The 19,908-nt window shown below is 54.3% G+C and carries 18 protein-coding genes and 1 pseudogene; 2 read left to right on the top strand and 17 right to left on the bottom strand.

Annotation, left to right across the window (positions count from 1 at the left end; translation table 11 throughout):
• Positions 1-169: 169 nt before the first annotated feature.
• The 13 genes and pseudogenes from mobQ to PG722_RS12570 all read right to left on the bottom strand — a co-directional run bounded on the left by mobQ (position 170) and on the right by PG722_RS12570 (position 13,986).
• Positions 170-1,684, bottom strand: a complete 1,515-nt coding sequence (gene mobQ, locus PG722_RS12630) for a MobQ family relaxase (RefSeq protein ID WP_270580732.1) — start codon at positions 1,682-1,684, stop codon at positions 170-172.
• Positions 1,685-1,915: 231 nt separating this feature from the next.
• Positions 1,916-2,212: a DUF3847 domain-containing protein gene (locus tag PG722_RS12625; RefSeq protein WP_117534724.1), complete on the bottom strand. Its 297-nt coding sequence runs from the start codon at positions 2,210-2,212 to the stop codon at positions 1,916-1,918.
• An 83-nt stretch (positions 2,213-2,295) separates the two neighbouring features.
• Positions 2,296-2,865: a hypothetical protein gene (locus PG722_RS12620; protein WP_117534723.1), complete on the bottom strand. Its 570-nt coding sequence runs from the start codon at positions 2,863-2,865 to the stop codon at positions 2,296-2,298.
• Between the two features lie 77 nt (positions 2,866-2,942).
• Positions 2,943-3,239 (bottom strand): hypothetical protein, encoded by a 297-nt coding sequence (locus PG722_RS12615; protein WP_117534722.1) that lies wholly within the window; start codon positions 3,237-3,239, stop codon positions 2,943-2,945.
• Positions 3,240-3,373: 134 nt separating this feature from the next.
• Positions 3,374-3,565, bottom strand: coding sequence for a transposon-encoded TnpW family protein (locus PG722_RS12610; protein ID WP_270580731.1), 192 nt, complete (start codon positions 3,563-3,565; stop codon positions 3,374-3,376).
• Between the two features lie 79 nt (positions 3,566-3,644).
• Positions 3,645-5,519: a recombinase family protein gene (locus tag PG722_RS12605; RefSeq protein WP_270580730.1), complete on the bottom strand. Its 1,875-nt coding sequence runs from the start codon at positions 5,517-5,519 to the stop codon at positions 3,645-3,647.
• 32 nt (positions 5,520-5,551) lie between these two features.
• A pseudogene (locus PG722_RS12600) lies at positions 5,552-5,848 on the bottom strand (conjugal transfer protein TraG); the annotation flags it as partial.
• On the bottom strand, positions 5,845-6,315 hold the full coding sequence (locus tag PG722_RS12595) for a PcfB family protein (protein ID WP_270580729.1): 471 nt from the start codon (positions 6,313-6,315) through the stop codon (positions 5,845-5,847). The pseudogene PG722_RS12600 and the gene PG722_RS12595, both read right to left, overlap by 4 nt.
• Before the next feature lie 100 nt (positions 6,316-6,415).
• Positions 6,416-7,330 (bottom strand): DUF6017 domain-containing protein, encoded by a 915-nt coding sequence (locus tag PG722_RS12590; protein ID WP_270580728.1) that lies wholly within the window; start codon positions 7,328-7,330, stop codon positions 6,416-6,418.
• A 422-nt stretch (positions 7,331-7,752) separates the two neighbouring features.
• Entirely contained in the window at positions 7,753-10,029 is a 2,277-nt protein-coding gene (locus tag PG722_RS12585; RefSeq protein WP_270580727.1) for an S-layer homology domain-containing protein, read from the bottom strand.
• 21 nt (positions 10,030-10,050) lie between these two features.
• Positions 10,051-11,307 carry an ABC transporter permease gene (locus PG722_RS12580; protein WP_270580726.1) on the bottom strand — a complete coding sequence of 419 codons (1,257 nt, stop codon included), beginning with the start codon at positions 11,305-11,307 and terminating at the stop codon, positions 10,051-10,053.
• Positions 11,304-12,041, bottom strand: coding sequence for an ABC transporter ATP-binding protein (locus tag PG722_RS12575; RefSeq protein ID WP_270580725.1), 738 nt, complete (start codon positions 12,039-12,041; stop codon positions 11,304-11,306). Before PG722_RS12575 ends, PG722_RS12580 begins: the two co-directional genes overlap by 4 nt.
• A gap of 13 nt (positions 12,042-12,054) precedes the next feature.
• Positions 12,055-13,986 (bottom strand): HlyD family efflux transporter periplasmic adaptor subunit, encoded by a 1,932-nt coding sequence (locus PG722_RS12570; protein ID WP_158578030.1) that lies wholly within the window; start codon positions 13,984-13,986, stop codon positions 12,055-12,057.
• Between the two features lie 688 nt (positions 13,987-14,674).
• Between PG722_RS12570 and PG722_RS12565 the strand changes: the two genes are divergently transcribed.
• Complete coding sequence (locus PG722_RS12565) at positions 14,675-14,890, top strand: alpha/beta-type small acid-soluble spore protein (RefSeq protein WP_116705097.1); 216 nt, start codon at positions 14,675-14,677, stop codon at positions 14,888-14,890.
• Between the two features lie 54 nt (positions 14,891-14,944).
• Here PG722_RS12565 and PG722_RS12560 read toward each other — a convergent pair whose 3' ends face one another.
• Complete coding sequence (locus PG722_RS12560) at positions 14,945-15,115, bottom strand: DUF4357 domain-containing protein (protein WP_270580733.1); 171 nt, start codon at positions 15,113-15,115, stop codon at positions 14,945-14,947.
• Between the two features lie 87 nt (positions 15,116-15,202).
• Positions 15,203-16,918 carry a phosphoenolpyruvate--protein phosphotransferase gene (gene ptsP, locus PG722_RS12555; protein WP_270580724.1) on the bottom strand — a complete coding sequence of 572 codons (1,716 nt, stop codon included), beginning with the start codon at positions 16,916-16,918 and terminating at the stop codon, positions 15,203-15,205.
• Between the two features lie 209 nt (positions 16,919-17,127).
• Between ptsP and PG722_RS12550 the strand changes: the two genes are divergently transcribed.
• Positions 17,128-18,438 (top strand): DUF1015 domain-containing protein, encoded by a 1,311-nt coding sequence (locus tag PG722_RS12550; RefSeq protein ID WP_270580723.1) that lies wholly within the window; start codon positions 17,128-17,130, stop codon positions 18,436-18,438.
• A 234-nt stretch (positions 18,439-18,672) separates the two neighbouring features.
• Here PG722_RS12550 and PG722_RS12545 read toward each other — a convergent pair whose 3' ends face one another.
• Both PG722_RS12545 and PG722_RS12540 read right to left on the bottom strand, forming a co-directional pair.
• Entirely contained in the window at positions 18,673-19,197 is a 525-nt protein-coding gene (locus PG722_RS12545) for a hypothetical protein (RefSeq protein WP_270580722.1), read from the bottom strand.
• 260 nt (positions 19,198-19,457) lie between these two features.
• Positions 19,458-19,820, bottom strand: coding sequence for a type II toxin-antitoxin system PemK/MazF family toxin (locus tag PG722_RS12540; protein ID WP_110437051.1), 363 nt, complete (start codon positions 19,818-19,820; stop codon positions 19,458-19,460).
• Between the last annotated feature and the right edge of the window lie 88 nt (positions 19,821-19,908).

Here is a 19,908-nt window from a genome sequence, read left to right as displayed (position 1 = left end):
CCTGTACCATTTGTTTCCCCGGACGGTCAGGCTGTCGTGCCGCTTCCAGCGGTATTCATTTCCGGCGCGGGTAAGCTGCTCTCCCTGTGATTGCAGGAAAGAAACAAGGTCGGCTTGGTTGGCGCGGTCTATCTGTTCTTGGGTGTAATACATAAAAGTTCAACTCCTTTCAGCGGTCTATATCATGCTGTTTGGTGCGGCTCTGCGTCTGCTCCGGCTGGTCGGCGCGGAGTGCAATATCCACGCACCTGCGGATTTTTTGAAGCTCGGCAACCTCGGCGCGGGTATCTTTCAGTTTGGTATAATCGCTGTCCCTCTGTGTTTTGAGGTCAGCATATTCCTGTTCCCATTCCGCAACAGGTAAGGTCTTTGTTCCTTTAGGCAGATTTGCATGGAGATAGCGGCTTGCTGCGTTCCATAGGGTCAGCTCGGCGCGGTGGGCTTCCTCGTACTTGTCGCGCTTGTTTGTCCAGCCGTTTTGCAGCTTTTTCAACTCATCGTGAATGGGCTTGTACTCTGTATAGTTTTTCCCGTATTCAATTAGCTTTTGCAGCTTCTTCATGCGTTCCTCGGCGGGTTTCATTCCCTCCCGGATTGAATAGGCTTTATCCCTGACAGAGGAAAGAGAAGCGTCCAGCTCGTCAAGATTAGAGATGCCATGCTCGGAAAGATAGTTGACCGTTGCCGCTATGGTTTTCAGTTCATCGGCTGTGTGCTGTTGTTGCCAACGCTGCGAATATTTCCGGCTCTTTTCTCTCTGAACGCTCAAATACTTCATCAACAGATCTGCAAGGTTGGGAGATTGCGGCGGCTGTTTTGGGGCGGTTTCCCGCGCTTTGAACAGGTCGGCAATCCATTCTTTGAGCTTGCTAATCTGCGCCCGGATTTCCCGGATAAGGCGGTTTGCCTTTTGAATACTGCGGTTCAGCTCGCCTTTCTCGGTGGCTATGCCTTTCTTCTCCATTTGACAAGCCGCTACGCCCATGTGGACGGTAGGCAGCTCGTCAATGCCGCGCTCGGCGTTGCTGCGGTGGTCGATACGCTCCGGGTGTCCGGCGCGTTCAAGGTAGGCGTTTGAAATATCCGCCCATGCCTTGCGCCACAAAAGCGCGTTGCCCTTGTCGTTCCAGCCTGTGAGGTCAACTTTGTGTGTCTTATATCTGCCGCTTGGCAAGCGTATGCGCTCGCCGTTTTCGTCAAGGTCATATTCCTTTTTGGACTTCGCCGCCCATGCGCCGCGCTCGTCAAGGGGGCGCATGGTAAGCATGATATGACAATGGGGGTTGCCGCTGTCAGTGTCGTGAATGGCAAAGTCAACGCACATTCCTCTGGAAACAAATTGAGAGGAACAGTATTCCCGGACAAGCCGGATCTGTTCCTCTCTGGATAATTCTATGGGGAGTGCTGCGTCAATCTCTCTGGCAAGCTGGGCGTTCCCGGCTTTCTCGTAAAGCTCCACACTGTTCCATAGGGTAGCGCGGTCAGAGAAAGAGGGCGGGGCATGGGGCGGCAATAGGATTTCCGTATGGACAACGCCGCGCTTGCGGGTGTAGTCATGGGTCATTCCGTCCCACTCGTTTGTGATTTTCTCGCCGCTTCGGTAGGCGGCTGCGGCAACGGCTGATTTGCCCTTGCCCCGGCTGACAATGCTGATATTACAATGATAGATGGCTATGGGTATCACCTCCCGGATAGGATAACAAGACCCGCAAAAATGGTACAGACACCAACGGCGGGTGTACTGTTTTTGTGGGTGTGCAGGGATAGCCGCGTAAGCGGCGCAAGGGGTGCAGCCCCTTGTTGCGGCAAAGTCGCCATATCGGAGCGCGGGGAAAGTTCCCTGTGCGGAGATGAGCCCTCGGCAGAGCGCACACGCCCGCAAGGGTGTATAAGTGCGCCCTTTGTTCCAAAGGGATTACTCCGCATTCCCGTCCCCGGCTCGTTTTTTCAAAAACTCCTGTGCTGGCTCGCTCATCAAGGCAAGCCGTAAAAAGGCTTTCGCGTCCTCGTCCGGCATGGCAATCAGCTCCGGCACAAGGCTCTCCATGAAGCCGCCGCGCTTACAAAGCCTGTGGTTTCTCGCCTTGCGTTCCTCGACGGATAGCTTCTGCTTGATGATTTTCTCCCGGTTTTCAAACTGCCGGATTTTCTTCTTGCCTTCCTCAATCTCGGCGGTCAATTCCTCACGGGTTTTCTCCCTCGGTTTCGTCATAGCTGGTCGCTCCTTTCTGCCCGTAGGCATGGAAAAAGGGCAGTCGATTTTCTCGGCTGCCCTTGTGGATAATATATTTAGTTTTAATAAGCAGAACTTATAATTTCAAAGCTTAAATTCATATCAGCATTTGCGGCTTTTTCTTCATTTTCTATTGGTTGTATCACAAATTCAAATGTAGGCTCATAGTCCCCGTCCTGCAAGGTTTCTCCACCCAAAATCTCGATATGATACCAGCCATTTGCAAGTTCGACAATTGGCTTTTTATTCTGTCTGTAATAAGAAATTAGAGTTTTCACTTTTTCGGGAGTAAACTGTTTTAATATGTGCCATGTAAAAAGCATAAGCATATTATTATCCACTTTGAGGGAATAACCACTCCTTCTAAACTGCAATCGGCTTTCCCCTTTGCACAACTCCGGTTTATCACCAGAGAGATTAAACAATACGGTATAAGGATAGTTTTCAATGCCACTCATGGGGATAACAATACCTTCACTAAAAGCCCTATCCCCACTTTCATTTGTGGTAAATTCCGTTGCCAAATCGTCTGAAAGATTATTGGCTCTTTTCCAACTTTCCAGTAGTAAAATGTCACCAAGAATAAAATAATTAACAAGATCGTTTAATACTTCCGTAAACTTATATATCATAGTAAACCTCCTCAAAATTTCGATTTGTTGTTCTTTTTTCAAGAGAAGTATAGCACAGGATTATGAACAAATCCACCTCATTTCAGTCTGCTGGCGGCATTGTTTTCCTTGGCAAACTGCCGCGCTGCTTCCCGCCGTTCCTCACTGTATGGGGCGGTCAGACGGAAAGAGAAGCGGCCTTTCTCAATATCAAACTCCATGCAGCCCGTTTCCGGGTCTGCGTCGGTCTGCTGGCAGATCGCCGGATAACGGCGGCTGTATGCAAGCAGACGCTTCTTCAAGGCGGTGTTGTGGGTGCGGATATGGATAAGGGGGTCTTTCTCGTCAAACCAAATGTCGGTGGTCTTTTCCCGCTTGGTAAGCCCTGTTCTCATAAGCTCTCCTTTCTGCGCCCCTGTTATGCAATAGGGGCATTTTTCGGGTGTTTTCTCCGGCTCTTGACTTGGAGAAAACGGCGTTTTTGACGATAAAAACCGCCCGGACGGGGAATGGTTCGTCAGGGCGGCTGTTATCGCAAGATTTCCGATTTTTCCGGCTCTTGACCGTCAGACGCGGATAAACGCGAGCTGTCGGCAAGCACCAGTTTGAGCAGCTTGTCGCGGAATGTTTCTGTGCTGCTGTGATTGAAAAACAACTCCGCAACAATGGTCTGCCCGTTCCTCTGGGTCGTGATGATACTGTCGGGGGTCTGTTCTGCCATAGGCGGCTCCTTTCTTTGGGCGCAAAAGAGGGATTTCCCGTAGTTCGGAAAATCCCTCTTGGTTGACGGTTATTCTGTTTTACTGTGTGGGCTGTGCGGCGGCTGCCTGTGCCTTTCGCCTTGCCCGGTATTCCCGCGCTTTCATGCGGTCATACTCCCGCTGCTTTTCAAGATTTCTCGCCCGGTATTCCCTTGAATAGTTGCGGTGGTAGGCGCGGCTCTTTTCCTTTTTGGCTTCTTCGATTTCCTCCCGCATTTGCCGGATTTCCTGCTCGGTCGGCTCTGCAAGCTGTGTCACTTCGTTCTCAAACTTGCCGATATAATTGAAATATATGCTGATGTGCTGGATTGCGTATCTCGCCCTTTTCTGGTCGCGCTCATGCACTTCAATCCGGCTGATAAACTCGTTGAGAATGGCGGGGGTAAGCTCGGTAAAGGCAGCATGGCGTTCCGTCAGCTTCAAAAACTTCTGCGCCCGTCCTCCCGCGTTCTCATAAGCGGATAGCTGCTCTTGGAGCGTGGCAAGCTCCGCTTTCAGCGTGTAGTATTCTTCTGAATACTTCTGCGACATCTGCTCATAGCGGTCTTGTGAGATCGCGCCGAGGGCGTTGTCCTCATAGAGCTTGTTCAGCACCTTGTCAATCTGTTCAAGGCGCGTCGTGATTTGCGGGATACGCTTCTGCTGTTTCTTGGTCTGGTTGGTCTGCTGCATGGCAAGGTTCTTTTTCACTAAGGCTTCAAACTCCGCCCGATTGCTGATAGAATAGTCCTCGATTTTCTTCAGCACTTCCGCGATGGTCTGCATGAGCAAGTCCGCGTCCATGATGTGCGGGGAATGGCATTTGGGGTTCTTGGCTTTTCCCTTGTGGTACTCGCTGCAAAAAGCAACATGCCGCTTGCCGCCGTTCCGGTAATCTATACGAATGTGCATTTTTGCGCCGCAGTCCTTACAGAAAAGCAAGCCGGACAGAGGGTGGATTTCCCCGTCCCCGTTGGGGCGTCTGACGGGTGCGTTTTCCAAAATTCGCTGTACGGTTTCAAAATCGCTGCGGCTGATAATCGGCTCATGCACATTTTCTGTGATGTGCCACTGGCTCCGGTCTACATAGTGGTTATGTTTATCCCGGAAATGCTTTGTAGTCTTGAAGTTGACTACATCTCCGCAATACTCCTGCCGTGTGAGGATATTGGTCAAGGTGGCTTTGTTCCACTTGCAGCGGTTATCCTCGTTGAGCGTCTTATTTTTACAGGTTCCCCGCCCCCGGTCTTTCATGTAGAAAGTGGGGGTTGGGATTTGCTTCTGTGTCAGATATACGGCGATTTGATTGCGGTTCTTCCCGCCGATAAACAGACGGAAAATCAAACGGACAACCTCGGCGGCTTCTTCGTCGATTATCCAAAAATCCTTGTTGTCCGGGTCTTTGACATAGCCGTAAGGGGCTTCGGTGACAATCGGCTTTCCACTCATGCCTTTGGTCTTAATGCCCGTTTTCACTTTCTTGCTGATGTCCTTTGCGTACCACTCCGACATGATATTGATAAAGGGCGCAAACTCCAATGTGTCGGGCTTCTCGCTGTCTATCCCGTTGTTGACCGCGATAAAACGCACATTGTTCCGTCTGAATGTCTCCATCGCGTTGCCGACTTGGAGATAATCGCGCCCCCAGCGGGTAAGGTCTTTCATAATGCAGACACCGATTTTCCCGGTTTCCACATCGTCCATCATGCGGGAGTAGGCGGAACGGTCAAAAAATCTGCCGCTTTCGTCATCGTCGATGTAGTGCCGGATATTGGTTAGGTGCTGCCCTCTGGCATAGTTCTCCAAAAATGTTTTTTGGTTCTGTATGCTGTTGCTCTCGCCGCCGTCCCTGTCCTCGTCGCCTACGGAAAGACGGGAGTAAAGGGCTGTAATTTTGCTATAATCAGTCATGTGCATAACCTCCTGTGCGTCCATGTATGTGTCATTTACACTTAAAATTATGCACTCCACCGGGCAGAACCGTATTCCTCGCCCTTGCGGTACTTCTTGGCGTTCTTGCCCTTGCTGTACACGATGAGCCGGACAGCCACCGCCCCGGCAACGCCCACGCACAGGTCAAACGGATGCAGGCTGGATAGCGGGTTTGCAAAGGCGGCGGAGATGCCGCCCGTCAGGTGCAGCAGCTTTGCCGAAGCATCTGCGCCCGCCGCAAGACGGTACGCCTGCCCGCATTTGGCGAACAGGTACACGAACAGCAGATACGGCAGATTCAGCACCAGCAGTTTTTTCAGTTCAGGCTTCATTGCTCTAACCCCCTTTGCTTGATTTTTTCTTTAGCGCGTTTCGGCTGCTGGGCCGCTTTCTGCTTGGCTGCTGTCAGCACCTTGCGGATGGAGGGCCGCTGCTCCTTGGAGAGTGTTTTGGCCGTGAACTCCCGGAACGCCTGTTCCAGATTGTCCGCATCCTTGGCCTTGAAGATCACGATGTAGTGGGGCGGCTGGGTGGTTTTATCCTTGCGTAAGGTAAAGTCCACGCCGTACTTCTTGGCGCAGGGCTTGAACGCCCCGATGTTCGCCTCCGTGACTTCAATGTTGGTCAGAGCCGCGCCGTGGGCTTTCAGCTGTTTCAGGCTTTGCCTGCCGTGATGCAGCTTTGGCCCCTTGACCCGGTGCTGCAAATATTTTTTCAGGGCGGCTTGCAGCGCTTGGGCGGTGAGCTTGCCCGTTTTCATGGACAGGGCAATGGTTTTCTGGGTGACTTCTTCCTGCATTCAGCATTCCTCCTTGGCAGGTAGTCGGAAAAGCAGCAGCTAGGGTGGAACCACCAGCCGCCGCAGGTAAATGGTTCTCATGGGTAGACGCTCCTTTCGGTCAGGTGTTGGGCGGGCGGCCCCAATCAGGCTGCGCCATATCGTGCGCCACAAGGGACGCATAGTAGCTGTTGATGGTGCTGGGCGCGTTAAAAAGCATGGCCCGCAGGTATTGCTTGATGTTGCGGACTTTGGTGGTGTTGTCCCGCAGACAGTCCATGACGAACTCGATGTGATGGCTGTCCAGCTTCAAGAATTTCGCCTTGACCAACTCTGCCGGGTAATCGTCCCCGGCCACCCGGATGGACTTGCGGGAAGTGCAGACCGTTTCCAGCAGGATGTCCACGATTTCGTCCAGCTGTTCCCGGTCTATCCGGGGATTCTGGGTGAGGGTGTCATACTCGATGTTCTCCAAAATCAGGTCCCGGTAGATTTGATAGGCCGTTTCCTTTCGGCTTCCTGTCCGTTCCGGCGGCGGTGCCGCTGCCTCGTCCTCGTCCAAAGGCAAGGGGTTTGGGGAATGGATAGGAATGGAATCGGTATTTAATCCCTCTTTCTTTTGTTTTTCTGTAATTAGTTTATCTTTATTTAATTGCATTGGATTTTCCAACGTAGGGTTTTCCTGCGTGGGATTCTCCAACGTTGGGTTTTCCAATGTAGGTGAAACCGATGCAGGAACAGGCTGCGGCAGCTCGAAGATCACATAGTCTGCACCTCGCAGCCGCCCTTTCTCGTCCCGTTCTCTGGAACGCTGGATGTAGCCTGCCTGTTCCAGTTCCCGGATGGCCTGCCGTATCGCGTCAATGCTTTCCCGGTTGATACGGGCCAGCCCTTGCAGGGTGTAGTCCCAATCTTCCGGCAGGGAGAGCATTTGGGAGAGTAAGCCTTTGGCTTTCAGGGATAAGTTCCTGTTCCGCAGGTGGTGGTTTGACATGACCGTGTAGCCGCTGTTCTTTTCTACCCGAAAAACTGCCATTTCACGGATGCCTCCTTTCGTTGCAAACAAAAAAGCAGCGTTCATTTGCTCCCAGTGATGGGAGAAGTGAACGCTGCGCGTACTTGATAATTTTGGGGTTGTGTGGTATATAAAAGGCAGCTGTTTTTTCAATACAGCCGCCCATCGGGGTGCGATACAAGCAAGTTGCTATCCGATGGCCTCAAAAACAAATTGTACTACGATTGTTTTCAAAAAATGCTGTATCACTACTCGCACCAGATAAAGCCGTTCTTTCGTTGGAAAGAGCGGCTTTTTTGTAACTTATTTGGCATTTTCAAAATCCTGAAAACTGCATTAAAATCCAAGCCGAAACAAAACGGATGCCTCTCCAAGCACAGAGAAGCATCCGTTTTGCAATTTCAATTATTTAACGTAAAGGTATAGCCGCAGCACACAGCAAATCACGAAGCGACAATCACACGGATTTTCCCGCCGTTTTCCGCCGTTTTATTGGCGTATACGCGGAAGCTCGTATAGTTGGATTTCGCCGTCTGCAGCGAAATAAACCTGTTCTGCTCCGAGATATAAACGCCGATATTCTCTGCCAGCTCGTAATAGCCGTCCTTGGTACGGACACCGGAGGAACCGTCAAATGCAGACGACTTTACCGTATCGATCAATGTCAGCTTGAGCGTATCCAGTGAGGTATTGACAATGCTTGCATCGGTTGAGTACCCTCTGGGGACTGCAATCGGTACACCGCCCAGACCGCGCGGCAGCGTGAGTACACGGAATGTGCTTTCCTCCTGCTTTGCCCCGTCCCAATGGCGGAGCACAACATATTCCGGAGAATTGCCATTTTCCTCATCCGTCTTATCTCGCTTGCCATAGCCAATACCATAAATCCAGCTTTCTCCGGTCACATCGCCCAGAACAATATTCGTAACCGTACCTGCATTATCCTGCACGGTATACTTAATCTGCGAAGCCGGAACCGAGGTCAGGTCAATATCGCTGACGTTGATCGCGTTCAGCGGTGCGCCGGAGAGCACCTCCTCATACACGCGCACCTTGGAGGAAACGGCGTTACCGCCCAGTTTTCCCTCCGCAACAGACCAGTTTCCGGCGGTCTTTCCGGAAAGCGTGCGGCGAATCAGGTCTGCCCCCTCACCGGACTGGCTGACCGTAACCAGACGACCCATCACATCGGTTTTTACGTCCTTGGCGATCGGAATATCCCGCAGGGTCAGACCGTTTGTCAGCGTGACCGTAGCCTTTTTCCCGTCAATTTTGGTGACAATGCCCTGCATCTCCGCGCTGACATCCTTTTTCGGGTACGCAGCCACAACATTGCCGTCCGCGTCAAACAGCAGCGTGATGTAATCGTTCAGCTTCATATCCTTGAACGTTGCCGCCGCCTCGGAGGAAACCTCAAAGTCCTTTCCCAGAATCTTCACCTGAGAGGGATGGCTGTACGTTGTCGAGTCGGTCTGATATTTTCCGCTCAGCTTGGTATCCGAAACGATCGCCTGACGGTTTGCGGCATCGAGCGTCACAACATCGTACTTTTTCAGCTTGCTCGCGTCGATCTTCGCACCGTTTTTGATGATCGTATACTCCGCCGGAATCCTGCGCGATGTCGCCAGACCGTAAACGAACGAGTGTGCGGCGCCTGCTGTCGTTTTCGGCAAGACTGCCATCAGCTGCAGCACGCCGTACTCGTTGTAGTACAGGGTCAGCGTGTCGCCGGACTGCAGGTTCGCCCATACATTTTCATACTCGCCCATGGCATAATCGCGGCTGATATACAGCTTGGTCTTACGGTCCGGACGCAGTGTTCCGTTCGTGGTAACGATACGATCTGCTGCCGCATTGACAACCTCATAAGTTTCGGTCTTGTTGCCGTTCGGAATCACACCGACCGCAACCTTGCTGCTGCCCTTGCCGATAACGATTGTGCCGTACACACCGATCATGCTGCTGTCCAGCGTACCGGCGGTCTTACGGGGAGATTCCGTATCCACAACACCGTCCTCATAGAACAATGCCGCATCCGCAGCAAGGGCGCTGTATGTCTTTCCGGTCTCAAGCAGAATGCAGTCCTTGACCGTCGAGGACGCGACCTTGTCGAGCAGTGTGCTGCCTTCTTCTCCCTTTTTATCCGTATTCAGAGCGTTCAGCAGAAGCACCGCCGCGTCTCCGCGCTTGACTGCGGCATGTGCATCCGCAATCGTGACACCGTCCGTCAGACCGATGGCCTGTGCCTGCGCGATATAGTCCGCAGGCCAGAACGGACCGACGTCCTCCTCTTTATAGCCCAGCATACGCAGCAGCATGGTGCAGACCTCACCGTAGCTGACAATCTTATCCGGGCCGAAGCTGCCGTCCGCATAGCCGCGGATAATGGCCTTTTCCTTCAGTTCCGGATGGCGTACTGCCGCGTTGATATACGGCGCTGCCCAGTGCGAATGCTTAACATCCGGAAAAATCGTGTAGCTGGCATACGGACTTACATCCGTCACACCCATGGCAGTAACCGCCAGCTTGCAGAACTGCGCCCGCGTCAGCGCCTTACCCGGCGCGAAGCTGCCGCCGCCTACGCCCTGCATGATACCCAGTGCATCCAGAACGGCGGCCGTCTGCGATACCCTGCTGTCTGAAATATCGGTAAACACCGCCGAAGCCGGTGCAACCATAATCAAGCCTGCCAGACACAGGCTGACAAATCTTTTTTTCATTTTCCTACCTGTCCTTTCCTTTTACTGCGTCCGCAGCGCATCTACCGGCTGCAGATTCGAGGCTTTATTGGCGGGATACAGTCCGAAGATAATACCCAGCAGCGCAGAAAACAGAAATGCGCCGATGACCAGTCCCGCAGAGGGCAGTACGGTGAACTGCTCCACGGTCGGCATGTAGCTGTTCTGCGTTTTCGCAAGCAGCAGATTGCCCAGCACCGCCGAAAGGAAACAGCCGAGCACAATGCCGATTACACCGCCGCAGCACGAGACCACCGAGGCTTCTACCAGAAACTGCCCGATAATATCCCGCTTGCGGGCACCGATTGCCATGCGGATACCGATCTCGCGGGTGCGCTCGGTGACAGACACCAGCATGATATTCATGATGCCGATACCGCCGACGAGCAGCGAGATTCCGGCGACACCGCCGCCGAGCAGCGCAAGCATGTTGTTGGAGGACTCGCTCTGCTCCTGCCACTGGCTGTCCGACGAAGCAGAAAAGTATCCGTTTCCCGCCTCGCAGCGTCCCTGCATAAAGCCCGGCAGAAGCTCGTCTGTCAGCTCGGTAATCGCTTCCTTGTCCGCCGCCTTCACGATATACTGGCGGTCTGCCATGCCGTATACACTCATCATCGTGCTCTGCAGCGTGTACGGCATCACAATCATCTGATCGTCTGTATTCAGCTTACCGTCATACTTGCCGGCATACACGCCGATGACCTCAAAGCCCTTGCCGCCAATCTGCAGCTTCTGCCCGATCGGACTCATCGCCCCGAAGAAATACTTGCGCAGTGTTTCTCCGATCACACAGACGCGGGCGCACGTGCGGCAGTCCGCAGCGGAAATATCCCGTCCGGCGGAAATCGCATGACTTGTCACCTCGCCGTAATGCTCGTTGCCGAAGTACATATAGGTGTAGCCGCTGTTGCTGTCGTTGTTATCCAGCCTTTTGGCCCGGTACTGGATGCCGCTGTTCTGCCAGTCGTAATACTGGCTCTGCGGCGACCATGCGGCGATTTTGTCGGACAGATCATTCGTCATATAGTCCTCAAACTCCTGCCAATCGCGGTTTTTGGCACCGTATCCGTAGATGTCGATGCGGTTGACGCCCATCGCCTCATACTGCAGGCGCTGCAGCTTGCTCGTGCCCTGAATCGACGCCACGATAGCGATAACCGATGCCACACCGATGATGATGCCGAGCATGGTCAGAATCGAGCGAACCTTGTTGTTCAGGATGGACTTGAACGCCATACGAACCGTCTGCATCCAATTCATACGGCCCCTCCTTTCGTGTCCGAAATGATCCTGCCGTCCTGTATCGTCACGATGCGTTTTGCCATCTGTGCAAGATGGTTGTCATGCGTGATGAGGATGATGGAGGTTCCCTGCTCATTGAGTGCAGTCAGCTTGCGCATAATATCCAGACCGGAGGCAGAATCCAGGTTACCGGTCGGCTCGTCCGCCATGATGATCGGCGGCTTTGCCGCCACTGCCCGCGCGATCGCAACACGCTGCTGCTGTCCGCCGGACATCTCACCCGGACGGTGATCCATGCGCTTTTCCAGCCCGACCGAGACTAACGCCTCCTGTGCCAGACGGCGGCGCTCCTCCCGCGGCATACCGCGGTAGATGAGCGGCAGCTCGACGTTTTCGAGCGCCGTCAGCGCCGGAATCAGATTAAAGCCCTGAAAGATAAACCCGATCTCCCGGTTGCGGATACCGGACAGCACGGACGGCTTCATATCGCTGACCAGCTGCCCGTTTAGATGATAAGAGCCGTAGGTCGGAATATCCAGACAGCCGAGAATGTTCATCAGCGTGGACTTGCCCGAGCCGGACTGTCCGAGAATGCACAGGAACTCTCCCCAGGATACCTGCAGCGAGATATCATCCAGTGCACGCACTTCGTTTTCTCTTCCTTCGTTGTAAATCTTGCTCATGCGCTGAACGTCAATCAGCAATTCAGCGCGGCTCTCCGTGTCAGGAGTCTGCGCCTTTCTTTCCCACATAAGCGCGCCCTCCTCAACCGACTGACATACTGACTGACATGCCGTTATCCGACATATCGGCATACAGGTCGCTCGGTCCGGCGAGGAATACCTCGGTGCCCTCTTCCAGACCGCCGAGGATTTCCGTGTTGGTCGAATCGGCAATGCCGGTCTCGACCGGTACAAGCTGATAGTCTTCCGGAATGCCTTCGGTACCCTCGGGGATCGGCAGGGTTTCCTCAAACGGAATCTCGTTTCCGTTCTCGTCCGTCAGCGGCTTGGCGAATACAGCTGTGCCGCTGTCCGTGTTGACGATAGCCGACGACGGTACCATCAGGCAGCCGTAGGACGAGGCCGTCGTGATTTTATATTCGATAGACATGCCGCTGTAAATTTTCTGTCCCTCCAGCGGATCCACCGAAATGACCGCCTTGAAGGTCGGCATGCTGCCCTGCCCGTTACTGGAGTTCTGTGTCGGCTCCAGCGCAACCGACTGCACCTCGCCGGTCAGCGAAATCTCGGAGCCGTCCGACGCGTACATCGTCATAGTCGCCTGCTGTCCCTGCTGCACCGAGCCGATATCCATCGAGGAGACCTCGGCGTTGACGGCAATATCATTCAAATCAGCAACCACAACGAGCGTCTCCGAGCCGGTCGCCTCCTGTCCTTCAACGGCGTTCAGGCTGACAACAACGCCGTCTATCGGAGAGGTAACGGTCGAGTTCTGAATCTTCTGCTGCAGTTCGGCAATGTGTGCCCGCTTTTCGTCTGCAGCCGTCTTTGCGCTGGCAACCGTGCGGTTTGCCGCCGCAATACCATTCTGCGCGGCTGAAATCTCATCCTGAGAAGCGTCACTCGACAGGGACATGATAAGCGCACCGCCGTTGTAGGTGCTGTAGCTTGTGCCGTTCAGCTTGATGATCTCGCCGCTTATCTGTGCGGTGACGGCTTCCTCGCGGCTGTATTCCAGTGTGCCCGCATTCGCCGGATAGATCGCACCGAGGCGTCCGGCATTGATTGTCGCTGTGGCTGTCATGCCCTTTGTCAGCGAACCGGGGTTATTCACCGTAATGCCAACGCGGATAACGCGCACACCCGCACTCGAAATCTGCTGCGTTGTCTCGACCGACGATACCGTACCGCTCACCTCGCTCATCGCAGAAGCGATGGATACCGTGGCCGCCTGTCCGGTGCGAATGCTGCGGGCATATTCTGCGCTGAACGCCAGCGTCAGCTTCATCTGGCGGTCATTTACCATATAGCCGATGACCTGACCCTCGCTCACCTGCTCACCGACACGGAAGGACACATCCTTGTCGTCCGAATCCTTGGCTGGAATCAGTTTGCCGGTAAACGGCGCCGTAATGTGCAGACGGCTCAGTTTTCTCTGCGCCGCGCTCAAGTCGGACTGTGCCTTGGAGACCTCCAGCTGCGCGTCCGAGACACCGCGTTCCGCCTCAGTCAGTGCCTTTTGTGCATCCGCAAGTTCCTTGCGGGTTTCGGTCGGGTCGATCACCAGCAGCGGATCGCCGGTGTGTACCTCGTCGCCCTCGGCGACCAGCACCTGTGTTACCTTGCCCTTAACCTCCCGGCCAAGTTCCTCGCGTTTTTTTGCAGCAGTAACGCCGCTTCCCTCTATGTAGGTCTCCAGATCACCGCAGCTGACCATAGCCGTGGTCTGCGTCACGTCCTCCGTACCCGCATCACGGGATTTCACCACAGCCCAGATGCCGCCGCCAAGCAGCAGCGCAACTGCCGCCGCCGTAATGCCGATACGCGCACCCTTGCTCAGTCTGCGCTTTTTGCGATTCATTTTGTCTGCGTATTTGTTGCGCTTCGGCGTCGCCTCGGCTGCAGGCTCTGCCGTGATTTCATCCTGTACCGCAGGCACCGCCTGCGTCTGCTCTAAAGGCGGTTCTTCCTGTTTCTTGTGTCTGTCGAATAACCTCTTCTCGTTTTGACTCATACTATGATGTCCTTTCTGTTCTCTATCCATTATTGATAAAGCGGCATAGCCGCCTTATTTCCACGTAAATCTGTGCTTGTAAAAGGTTAAGCATCCTAATCTGAGTGAATATGACTTTTTCAGCGGCACCTCCACTGCCGCTTCCGATCGCTGTCAGACTTTTTCGGGATTCGTTCCCCTGTCCGCATATTGCACATTTGTGCATCGGACATGTATTACCATCATATTAGCATATTGCACAAACTCTTGCAAGACGTGTTTGCTTACAATTTAGTTAAGGCAATACCGTATAATTGAACAAGAGCGATTTGCGAATAAATTCTGTGTGCTGATGAGGCGCGGTTTCGCAGCAAACCTGCCGTATTGCAGGAAATCTCGGCAGCGCGGACGACTGGGTGACGGGCGGAAACGATAAGTTAGAATAAACTAACCCATCTGCAGTATATACCGTAACTAATAAGGCTGTATATGTCTGTGCTTTCCTTTATTATATGAACAGAGCAGGTTTTATGCGCTGTCCAAAAGCAAATTTTCAACGCTTGTTTTCCTGCGCTGGCAAAACGCGTTTGCTTATCATATTTTCTGGCTTCCGTCACAGCATTTGCATCTCATATTTCGACCTTTGGTGCGCAACCTACTATCAGCAAAACCCAACACACCAAACCGAATCGAAAAGGAGCGAACAAACATGACTAACACGAAAAATGGTTCTAATCAGGGCATGGTACCGGAAGCACGCGCGGCAATGGATCGCTTCAAAATGGAGGCAGCTGCCGAGGTCGGCGTAAACCTCAAGCAGGGCTATAACGGCGATCTGACCAGCCGTCAGGCCGGCTCCGTAGGCGGTCAGATGGTGAAGAAGATGATCGAATCCTACGAGCAGAATATGGCAAACCAGGGCTAAACGCTTCTCTTTCCTGCGTAAAAAGGGACACAGAATCATTCCGTGTCCCTTTACTTATGCTTTCTCTGCCTGTCTGCGGAACAGCTCATCGAGTGTTCTGCCGCTCTTGTCCTTCCATTCCGTCCAGCCGTTCGCGCTTGCGCCCAAAACGAAGCAGGCCGCCGCACTGGGCGAGGAAAACGACATAGATTTGCTCAGATAATGCTTGTTATCCTGATAAACAATATCGTTTTCCGATACAAGTCAATTTCTATCCATCCGAACAGTGCAAAGCCGCCGCTTCACAGGGAAACGGCGGCTTTTTACTCTTGCTCAGGACTCTCTCCAGTCCGCGAAAATACGCTCTGCGTCAGACGCGCTTGCGCACGCGAGCAGCTTGTCAGCCAGCTCCTTGCATTCGCCGCAGGAGTGCTTTGCAAGGTCTGCCTTTGCTGCCAGCATTGCGGATGCCGACATGGACAGATTGGTCACGCCGAGACCGCACAGCACCGGCGCCATGCCGGCCGTGCCTGCCATCTCGCCGCACACGCCGACTTCGATACCGTTCTCGTTCGCTGCTTTGGCCGTCATGGCGATCAGGCGCAGCACGCCCGGATGCAGCGGACGGTACAGATAGGAAATCTTCTCGTTGATGCGGTCGACCGCGCAGGAATACTGAATCAGATCATTCGTGCCGATCGAGAAGAAGTCAACCTCCTTCGCCAGCACATCCGCGCAGACAGCCGCCACCGGAATTTCGACCATAATGCCGACCTTGACGTTCGGATTGAAGGGTACGCCTTCCGCGGTCAGCATGTCCTTCGCCTGCTCGAGCACCTGCTTTGCACCACGCACCTCATCCACCGACGAAATCATCGGGAACATAATGCGCAGATCGCCGTACTGCGCGGCACGCAGCAGCGCGCGAAGCTGAATCAGGAACAACTCCGGCTGATTCAAGCAAATGCGGATCGCGCGGTAGCCGAGGAACGGATTCTGTTCCTTCTCCAGCGCCAGTGCGGGCACTTCCTTGTCGCCGCCGATGTCCAGCGTGCGGATGATAACCGGCTTGCCCTGCATGATCTCACACGCCTTCTTGTAGGCGGCGAACTGCTCTTCCTCGCTCGGCAGGTCGGTACGATCCATGAACAGGAACTCCGAGCGGAACAGACCGACGCCTTCACCGCCAAGTTCCGCTACGCGGACTGCGTCATCCGGCGTACCGATGTTGCCCTCGATAATGACACGGCGGCCATCCGAGGTCGCGCCCTCCTTATCCTTGTACTGCGCGAGCATGGCACGATGCGCCGCATCTGCCTTCTGACGCTCGGCAAAGTCGGCAAGCGTCTGCTCATCCGGCTGCGCCACGACTTCGCCTGCCGCGCCGTCGATCAGCAGCAGGTCGCCGTCCGCGATCTCGTCCGCCTTCTCGCCGGCACCGACAATCGCCGGAATGCCCATCGAACGCGCCATGATCGCCGAATGGCTCGTGCGGCCGCCGATCTTCGTGATAAAACCGGCAACCGGCTTGCCGCCGATCTTCGCCGTGTCGGACGGCGTAAGGTCGTTCGCCACAATAATGCACGGCTCAGTGATCGTGTCGATCGCGTTGTCCGCAATGCCCTTCAGATTCTTAATGACCCGCTGAGAAATATCACCGATGTCTGCTGCACGCGCCTGCATATATTCGTCGTCGAGCGCGCGGAACATCGCCTGAAAGTTTTCGCAGTTGACAAAGCACGCGTACTCCGCGCAAACCTTCTCATCCGTTACAATGTTTGTCATACCCTCGACAAAATCAGGGTCGTCGAGCATCATCAGATGTGCATCAAAAATTTCCGCCTCAGCCGCACCGATATTCTTTTCCGCATCGTCACGCAGCACTTCGATCTGCTGCTTGGCTTTTTCCACTGCGTCGAGAACGCGCTTGCATTCGGCTTCCGCATCGGCAACGGTCTCCTTAACGACCGAAAGATCTTCTTCCTTGATAACGAGAGCCTTTGCCTTCGCCAGACCCTCCGAAACGCCGATAGCCTTGAATTTAACCATGGGGTTTTCCTCCGTTTTTACGATTGTATTTTTATACAAATTTCGCAACCAAACCTATATTATATTGTACAACATCCCTATACTTTCGTCAAGCAAATAAAGTTTTTTCTGCAAACCGACATTTATTTTTGAAAAACGAGTGCCGTACTTGAGATTTGTCTGCTATAATAGAGGCATTCCACACTACTTCTACTGGAGGAAGGATAATTATGGCTAATCGCTGCACTCGTATTCCCGAGATCATGTTTCCGCGTGAAGGCGTGGACCTGTCCAAGTGGGCAGTCATCGCCTGCGACCAGTACACTTCTCAGCCGGACTACTGGGCCGAGACTGATAAGACCGTCGGTGACGCACCCTCTACCCTGCGTCTGACCCTGCCGGAAGTTTATCTGGAGGACGCGGCCGTTGCTGCCCGCACGGAGACAATCCATCAGACCATGCAGCAGTACGTGCAGGACGGCACGCTGCGCACCCTGCCCGCCGGCGTCGTGCTGACCGAACGCTGGTCCGGCGGCTCCTGCCCGCGCCGCGGCATCGTGCTGTCGGTCGATCTGGAAGCGTATGAATACACGCCCGGTTCCGCATCCCTCATCCGCCCGACCGAAAAGACGGTTGTCGAGCGTATTCCGCCCCGTCTCAAGGTTCGTCAGGGCGCGTGCCTGGAGCTGCCGCACATCATGATCCTGATCGACGATCCCGACCGTCAGATCATCGAGCCGCTGTTCGAGCAGACCGCCTCTTATGACAAGCTGTACGATACCGACCTGATGCAGAACGGCGGCCATATCACCGGCTGGTTCCTGCCGAACGGTCCGGAGACCGAGGCCATCGAGGCCAAGCTCGAAGCACTCTGCGACCGCGAGACCTTCAACGGGAAGTACGGCTGCACGGACGCACAGGCGCTGCTGCCGTATGCAGTAGGCGACGGCAACCACTCCATGGCCACCGCAAAGGCGTACTGGGAAGAGGTCAAGAAGGGCCTGACTGCCGAGGAGCAGGAGAACCATCCGGCACGTTTTGCACTCGTTGAGGTTGTCAACATCCATGACGAGAGCCTGATCATCGAGCCGATCCACCGTGCTCTGTTCGGCGTAGACGCAGATGAGCTGCTCGGCGCACTGACCGACTTCTACAACGGCGAGGGCTGCAAGGCTTACGTTGCCGATGAGGCTCCCAAGAGTGAAAACGTGCACTTCTTCCCGTTCTGCTCGGCGAACAAGTCGGGCGTGTTCGTTGTCGAGAACCCGAAGTGGGCCATTCCGGTCGCTACCATCCAGACCGGTCTGGACGCTTATCTTGAAACCCACACCTCTGCGAAGATCGACTACATCCACGGCACGGACGTTGTTGTTTCGCTGGCTGAAAAGCCGGGCAACCTCGGCTTCATCCTGCCGGACATCGCTAAGAACGACCTGTTCCGCGGCGTTGTTTTCGACGGCGTTCTGCCGCGCAAGACCTTCTCTATGGGCGAGGCGCACGAGAAGCGCTACTACATGGAGGCCAAGACCATCGTAAAGTAAAGGCAACACCGCACAATTAACGCGGCGGCTCCTTGTGCAGGCTCCGGTCGCACTGCCGCGGTGCTTTGCGGAAATTTTGTGTCCTGACTTTGGCTTCGGTTCCTTGCGCGAGTTCCGTCCGCGCTGCCGAAGTTTCACGGTAATACATCAAGTATTACCGCAAAACTGTGCCTCGTCAGTACGCAAAATTTACTCGCAAATCACTCTTGTTCAATTATGCGGTATTACCTAAAGTTACGCCTTTTCAGAGGACGCAGCCGCATCGGCTGCGTCCTTTTTCCATTCCAGAACTGCCGTGCTTCCTTCTGTGCGGCAAAGTACAAACGCCGGTGCCAGCGCGAACGGCTTTTTCGGGTCAAACGGGCATTGCAGACGCAGTCCGGTCTCGGTCGGCTGAATCTGCACGTTTTCGTTAGATAAAAGCGCGTCCAGAACCGCATCTCCGGTGACAAGCGGCTCAGGCGGCGCATTGCTCTGCGGCAAAGACTCCGGCGCAGACGCGAGATAGAACCGTTCGGGTTCGCCCTCACAGCCAGTCTCATGCAGCATTTGCCGCGAGAGATGCCGGCGCAGGCGCAGACGGCCATGCTCCGGTGCAGGCAGACCGACCCGCAGGATGTTTCCGTTCACGACCGTATAGCAGCGCAGCAGTTCGTCTCCGCAGACAGCGCAGTCGAGATTGACCTGCACGCCGCAGGCGTCCGGGGTCCAGTCGATCGTGCCGATTGGGTTGTCGTTACAGAATACGTCTGCGCGCATGGGCGGTTCTCCTTTCTGTGCAAATTTGAATTTTACTACTTGCTAAAGCATATAGAATGGGAGCCAACCTTTGGCTGGGAGGTCCAAAAGGATAGACACCAAGGTTTAGTGGCCTACGGGCAAACCTTGGTGTCTACCCCTCTTGCCCTTGCCGCGGGGCGCGGCACGTTCCTGCCGTCCGCAGACGGCAAATCCCAGTCTATACGCAAAAAGCGCATACCCCATAAAAGGATATGCGCTTTCTCCCGCCGTTATACGGCTTACCCCTGCACCGAGCCGAGTCCGAAACTGACCGCCAGTGCTTCATCGACGTGCCGCATGGCTTTTTCGTCGAGCGATCCCATTTTCTCGCGCAGGCGGCGTTTGTCCAGCGTGCGGATCTGCTCGGTCAGGATGATGGAATCCTTGGTCAGTCCGTAGTTCGGCGCACCGACCGTGATATGCGTCGGCATTTTCGCCTTGTTGATCTGCGATGTAATAGCGGCGGCGATCACGGTCGGACTGTACCGATTGCCGACGTTGTTTTGCACGATCAGCACCGGTCGGATGCCGCCCTGCTCACTGCCAACCACCGGACTGAGATCGGCATAGTAAATATCTCCGCGTTTGATGTTGCTATCCACTTTGGTTCACACTCCGATGAAATAGATTTACGGTGCTGCCTGATGGTTTTCCCGCAAACCTATTTTCCCCGTGTCACACAAAATTATA

The sequence above is a fragment of the Butyricicoccus sp. OF27-2pH9A genome (assembly GCF_027693185.1).
GTDB classification, from domain to species: domain Bacteria; phylum Bacillota; class Clostridia; order Oscillospirales; family Butyricicoccaceae; genus Agathobaculum; species Agathobaculum butyriciproducens.
This window is presented reverse-complemented; position numbering and strand designations above follow the sequence as displayed.